We start from the raw sequence: 4,766 nt of genomic DNA, 5'->3' as shown, positions 1-4,766 counted from the left end.
GCCATGCACTGGCCTTGCAAGAGATGGGAAAAGAGGTATGCGCTATCGATATTTCCCCGCTTTCAGTAGAGGTGATGGAAAAAAGAGGGATAAAGAATGTCCGTCAGATAAATCTTTTCGATACACATTTTCTAGAAACATTCGATACAATCATCATGCTGATGAACGGATCGGGCATTATCGGGAAGTTGGAAAATATGGCAGCTTTCTTTCAAAAGATGAAACAACTGCTTCGCCCCGGGGGATGTATCTTGATGGATTCCAGTGATCTCCGTTATCTTTTTGAAGATGAGGACGGGAGTTTCCTGATTGATCTGGCAGGAGATTATTATGGTGAAATAGATTTCCGGATGCAATACAAAAATATAAAAGGAGATTCTTTCGACTGGCTTTATGTCGATTTTCAGACACTCAGCCTGTATGCTGCCGGGAATGGATTCGAGGCGGAGCTTATTAAAGAGGGGGAGCACTATGATTATTTAACCCGCCTTCGATGGAAGGGATGACACTTATAGAAGGATTCCGATAAACTTGTCGTATGATTTTCAAATTCTTGGGGCAAGATGCTGCGTATCTTGCCCCAAGAAAAAAATTAGGCCATTGAACCGCCTACTATATCCAACAGTTCATTGGTAATAGCCTGCTGACGACTCTTGTTGTACATCACCGTCAGATCCTGCAACAAATCATTCGCATTGTCTGTAGCAATCTGCATAGCCATGGTGCGGGCGGCATGTTCGGAAGCATTCGAATCCAGTAATACCGTGAACATCTTCATACAGAACATCTTCGGGAGCAATTCCTCCATCACCACATCTACAGACGGTTCCACAATATAATCGGGTATCCTGCCTTTGTCCTTCTCTTTCTTCTCTTGTGTCAAGTCTATCGGAAGATAAGTTTCACGCGTCAGGACCTGTACTGCTGTAGAACGAAAATGGTTGTACAGCAACTCCACCTTGTCTATGTCACGATGCAGAAAGCGCCTCATCAAGTCCTCTGCCAAGGCGGAAGCTTCCTGATAAGAAGGTTTATCCGCCATATGCTGGAAATCGCCTTCGGCCTTGAATCCCAATTTCTTCACACCTTCCGCTACCTTTCTGCCTACCGGATACAAAAGCACATTCTCCATACCCAGGGACTTGTATTCATCCAGAATAACCGTCAGATGCCTGATGATATTTGCATTGAACCCGCCACACAGACTGGTATTGGAGGCAAACACGACGATAGCCACACGCTTCACTTCACGTTTCACAATGAAAGGAGACTCCACCTCACTACCCGCACTCAGAAAATTGGTCAGGATGTGATTCAGCCTTCGTTCGTAAGGAAGCATGTTTTCTATGGCAGCCTGCGCCTTATGCAACTTGGCAGAGGCTACCATCTTCATAGCCGAAGTAATTTTCCGCGTATTATTTACTGAGGCTATTCTTCCTTTTACTTCTTTCAGTGATGCCATGACTATTCGTTCACTTTAAATGGTTGAGCCGTATCAGCTGCTACTTTCTCTATAATTGCAGTTACATCATCATTTATCACACCGCTTGACAATACATCAAGTACATCTTTCTGATGGTCGGCACGCATCATTTCTAGGAATGATTTCTGGAAATCCTGCACCTTATGCAAGGGTACATCACGCAGCAAACTATGTGTACCACAATAAAGAATGGCTATTTGTTCTCCGACAGGCATCGGACTGTACTGCGGCTGTATCAGCAACTGGTTGTTCTTACGTCCCCGGTCGATAGCCATTGCCGTTACAGGATCCATATCACTGCTGAACTTGGAGAAAGCCTCCAGTTCGCGATATTGTGCCTGATCTATCTTCAATGTACCTGCCACCTTCTTCATGCTCTTGATCTGGGCACTACCTCCCACACGGGATACGGAAATACCCACATTGATAGCCGGACGGAAACCCTGGTTGAACAAATCGGTTTCAAGGAATATCTGACCGTCTGTAATGGAAATGACATTGGTTGGAATATACGCGGAAACATCACCTGCCTGTGTTTCAATAATAGGCAATGCGGTCAGTGAACCACCTGCCTTTACCTTGCCTTTCAAGCTGGGTGGAAGGTCATTCATTTGTTCGGCCACTTCCTGCTGGTTGATAATCTTTGCCGCACGCTCCAACAATCGTGAATGCAGATAGAAGATATCACCCGGATATGCCTCACGACCGGAGGGACGACGCAGAATCAAGGATACTTCACGATAGGCTACGGCTTGCTTTGACAAGTCATCATACACAACCAAGGCATCCCGGCCTGTGTCACGGAAATACTCTCCGATAGCCGCTCCGGCAAACGGAGCAAAATACTGCAATGCAGCCGGATCGGCAGCAGTGGCAGCTACCACTATGGTATAATCCATCGCACCGCGTTCACGCAACGTATTCACCAGACTTGCTACAGTGGAACCCTTCTGACCAATGGCTACATAAATACAATATACAGGTTTTCCCGCTTCATAGTTGGATTTCTGATTCAAAATCGTATCTATAGCGATAGAGGTTTTTCCGGTCTGACGGTCCCCGATAATCAACTCACGTTGTCCACGCCCGATAGGAATCATAGCATCCACAGACTTCAGCCCTGTCTGCAAAGGCTGGTTCACAGGCTGACGGAAGATCACTCCGGGAGCTTTACGTTCCAAAGGCATTTCGCACAGTTCCCCGCCAATTTGTCCACGGCCATCCAATGGTACGCCTAACGGATCGATAACACGCCCTAACATACCTTCGCCCACATTAATAGAAGCAATGCGTTTGGTACGTTTCACCACCATTCCTTCCTTAATCTGATCAGTAGGACCTAGCAATACCGCACCTACATTGTCCTCCTCCAGATTCATCACGATAGCCATGATACCGTTTTCAAACTCCAGCAACTCATTAGCTTCCGCGTTGCGCAGACCGTAAATACGTGCCACACCATCGCTCACCTGCAGCACATTCCCCACCTCATCAAATTGCAGGTGGGTGTTGATGCCTTTCAGTTGCTGAAGTAAAACTTCGGATACTTCGCTGGGTTTTATATTTTCAGACATAATCTTTTTACATTAAAAATTGAAAATTAAAAATTAAAGCCCGACCAGGTATTAACCTTAAGTTAAAAACTAAAAGAAACAAACTGATATTACTTTTATTTTCTAACTTATAATTTTTAATTTTATACTATTCTTCTATTTTTAGCTATAAACTGTTGCTTTACCCGTTTTATCTGGTTAGCTACGCTCGCATCCAATCTGTAAGTTCCGATTTCAAAGATAAAACCACCTTCCAGTTTCGGATCTATTTTGGTTTTGAACTCTACAGTTCCATGAGTTTTCTCTACGACCAATGCCCGTATGCGGTTGACTACCTCTTCCGCCACCGGACAAACAGTCGTGATTTTACCGACGCTGATATTCTTCTGTTTCCGATAAAGGTCAATGTATGACATAATCATAAACTGCAAGAATTTCTCTCTTCGTTCCTCCAGTACCAATTCCACAAAGCGTTTCAATTCTTCGCTCACCTTACCTCCTCCGGCAGCTTCGCAAATCAGTTTCAACTTTGTTTCAGCAGGCAATACAGGATTATCCAATGCCTGCCGAAGTTCGGGGATTCTCGAGAAACTATCTGCCAATATTCCGGCTTCCTCATAAACAGTATCCTCTGTCCCCTTTTCGTCGGCATAGGCCAGCAAAGCCTTAGCATAACGCATTGAAATGACTCCTATATACATAACAATCAGTCTTTAGAAACAGTTAATTCATCCAGCAAACGGTCAATCATTTCCATTTGTTCTTTCTCATCATCGAGGTTCTTGCGCAAAACCTTCTCAGCAATGTCGACAGACAGCACAGCTACTTGGCGGCGAATGTCGCTGATAGCGCTGTCTTTTTCTGCCTGAATCTGCTTTTTCGCTTCATCCAGCAGTTTCTGTCCTTCAACCTGAGCCTGTGTTTTGGCTTCCTTCAGAATACGTTCGCGGGTTGCGACCGCTTCATTCAGGATGCGCGCCTGCTCCTCGTGAGCCTTAGCCAATATCATTTCACTGTCTGCTTTAATATTAGCCAATTGCTCATTGGCTTCACGTGCAGCAAGCAGTGACTTGTCTATATATTGTTTTCGCTCATCCACCATTCTGGTGATCACCGGAAAACCGTATTTTGCAAGAATGACAAAAACGATACCGAAAACGATGACCATCCAGAATAACAGACCGCTATCAGGTGTTAATAATGACATGCTACATTAATTATAAGAACAAAGTTAATAAACAAACAATAATGGCGATCAGCGCCACACCTTCTACCAGCGCGGCGATAATAATCATATTCATACGGATATCTCCTGCCGCCTCCGGCTGACGGGCAATTGCCTCCATGGCAGAACCACCGATTTTACCGATACCGATACCTGCACCGATTACTGCAATAGCTGCTCCAAGTGCAGCACCTAATTTCCCTAAACCTGCCGCAGCAGCGGACTGTAATAAAACTGCTAGTAACATAATAGTTTGTTTTTTGAATTAATTATTTAATTTATTTTATTTCTTTTTCTTCACGCATCTCTTCTGTACGGGACAACCCGATAAAGACCGCGGACAACATGGTAAATACGTATGCTTGAATAAATGCGACCAATAATTCCAGCGCAGTCATAAAGATTCCGAATGCCACCGCAACAAATCCCATGGAACCATTAATCAGAGGTCCCATATTCGCTGTAATAAAAATGATGGATATCAAACTGAGAATAGCAGCATGAC

General features: G+C 44.5%; 7 protein-coding genes. 1 reads left to right on the top strand and 6 read right to left on the bottom strand.

The window, feature by feature from the left end; all coding sequences use genetic code 11:
- Positions 1-506 (top strand): class I SAM-dependent methyltransferase (locus AB5935_RS20785; protein WP_368327543.1); only part of this gene is annotated, 506 nt, incomplete at its 5' end.
- A gap of 86 nt (positions 507-592) precedes the next feature.
- On the opposite strand, the gene AB5935_RS20780 is transcribed toward AB5935_RS20785, so the two are convergent.
- From AB5935_RS20780 to AB5935_RS20755, 6 genes are all read right to left on the bottom strand, one after another.
- A complete protein-coding gene (locus AB5935_RS20780; RefSeq protein WP_007844082.1) occupies positions 593-1,462 on the bottom strand; it encodes a F0F1 ATP synthase subunit gamma in 870 nt (289 codons plus the stop codon).
- A gap of 2 nt (positions 1,463-1,464) precedes the next feature.
- Positions 1,465-3,057: a F0F1 ATP synthase subunit alpha gene (gene atpA / locus AB5935_RS20775; protein ID WP_007838560.1), complete on the bottom strand. Its 1,593-nt coding sequence runs from the start codon at positions 3,055-3,057 to the stop codon at positions 1,465-1,467.
- Between the two features lie 122 nt (positions 3,058-3,179).
- Positions 3,180-3,737, bottom strand: coding sequence for a F0F1 ATP synthase subunit delta (locus AB5935_RS20770; RefSeq protein WP_005846833.1), 558 nt, complete (start codon positions 3,735-3,737; stop codon positions 3,180-3,182).
- A 5-nt stretch (positions 3,738-3,742) separates the two neighbouring features.
- The gene (atpF, locus tag AB5935_RS20765) at positions 3,743-4,243 is read right to left on the bottom strand and encodes a F0F1 ATP synthase subunit B (protein ID WP_005846830.1); all 501 of its coding nucleotides are present in this window, start codon (positions 4,241-4,243) and stop codon (positions 3,743-3,745) included.
- A gap of 10 nt (positions 4,244-4,253) precedes the next feature.
- Positions 4,254-4,508 (bottom strand): ATP synthase F0 subunit C, encoded by a 255-nt coding sequence (gene atpE / locus AB5935_RS20760; RefSeq protein WP_005846828.1) that lies wholly within the window; start codon positions 4,506-4,508, stop codon positions 4,254-4,256.
- 31 nt (positions 4,509-4,539) lie between these two features.
- Positions 4,540-4,766 (bottom strand): F0F1 ATP synthase subunit A (locus AB5935_RS20755; protein ID WP_368327542.1); only part of this gene is annotated, 227 nt, incomplete at its 5' end.

This window comes from Phocaeicola sp. RTP21198st1_B8_RTP21198_201120, from assembly GCF_040929485.1.
GTDB classification, from domain to species: domain Bacteria; phylum Bacteroidota; class Bacteroidia; order Bacteroidales; family Bacteroidaceae; genus Phocaeicola; species Phocaeicola dorei.
The sequence above is the reverse complement of the archived record's forward strand: the minus strand, read 5'-3'. Positions and strand labels throughout refer to the sequence as shown.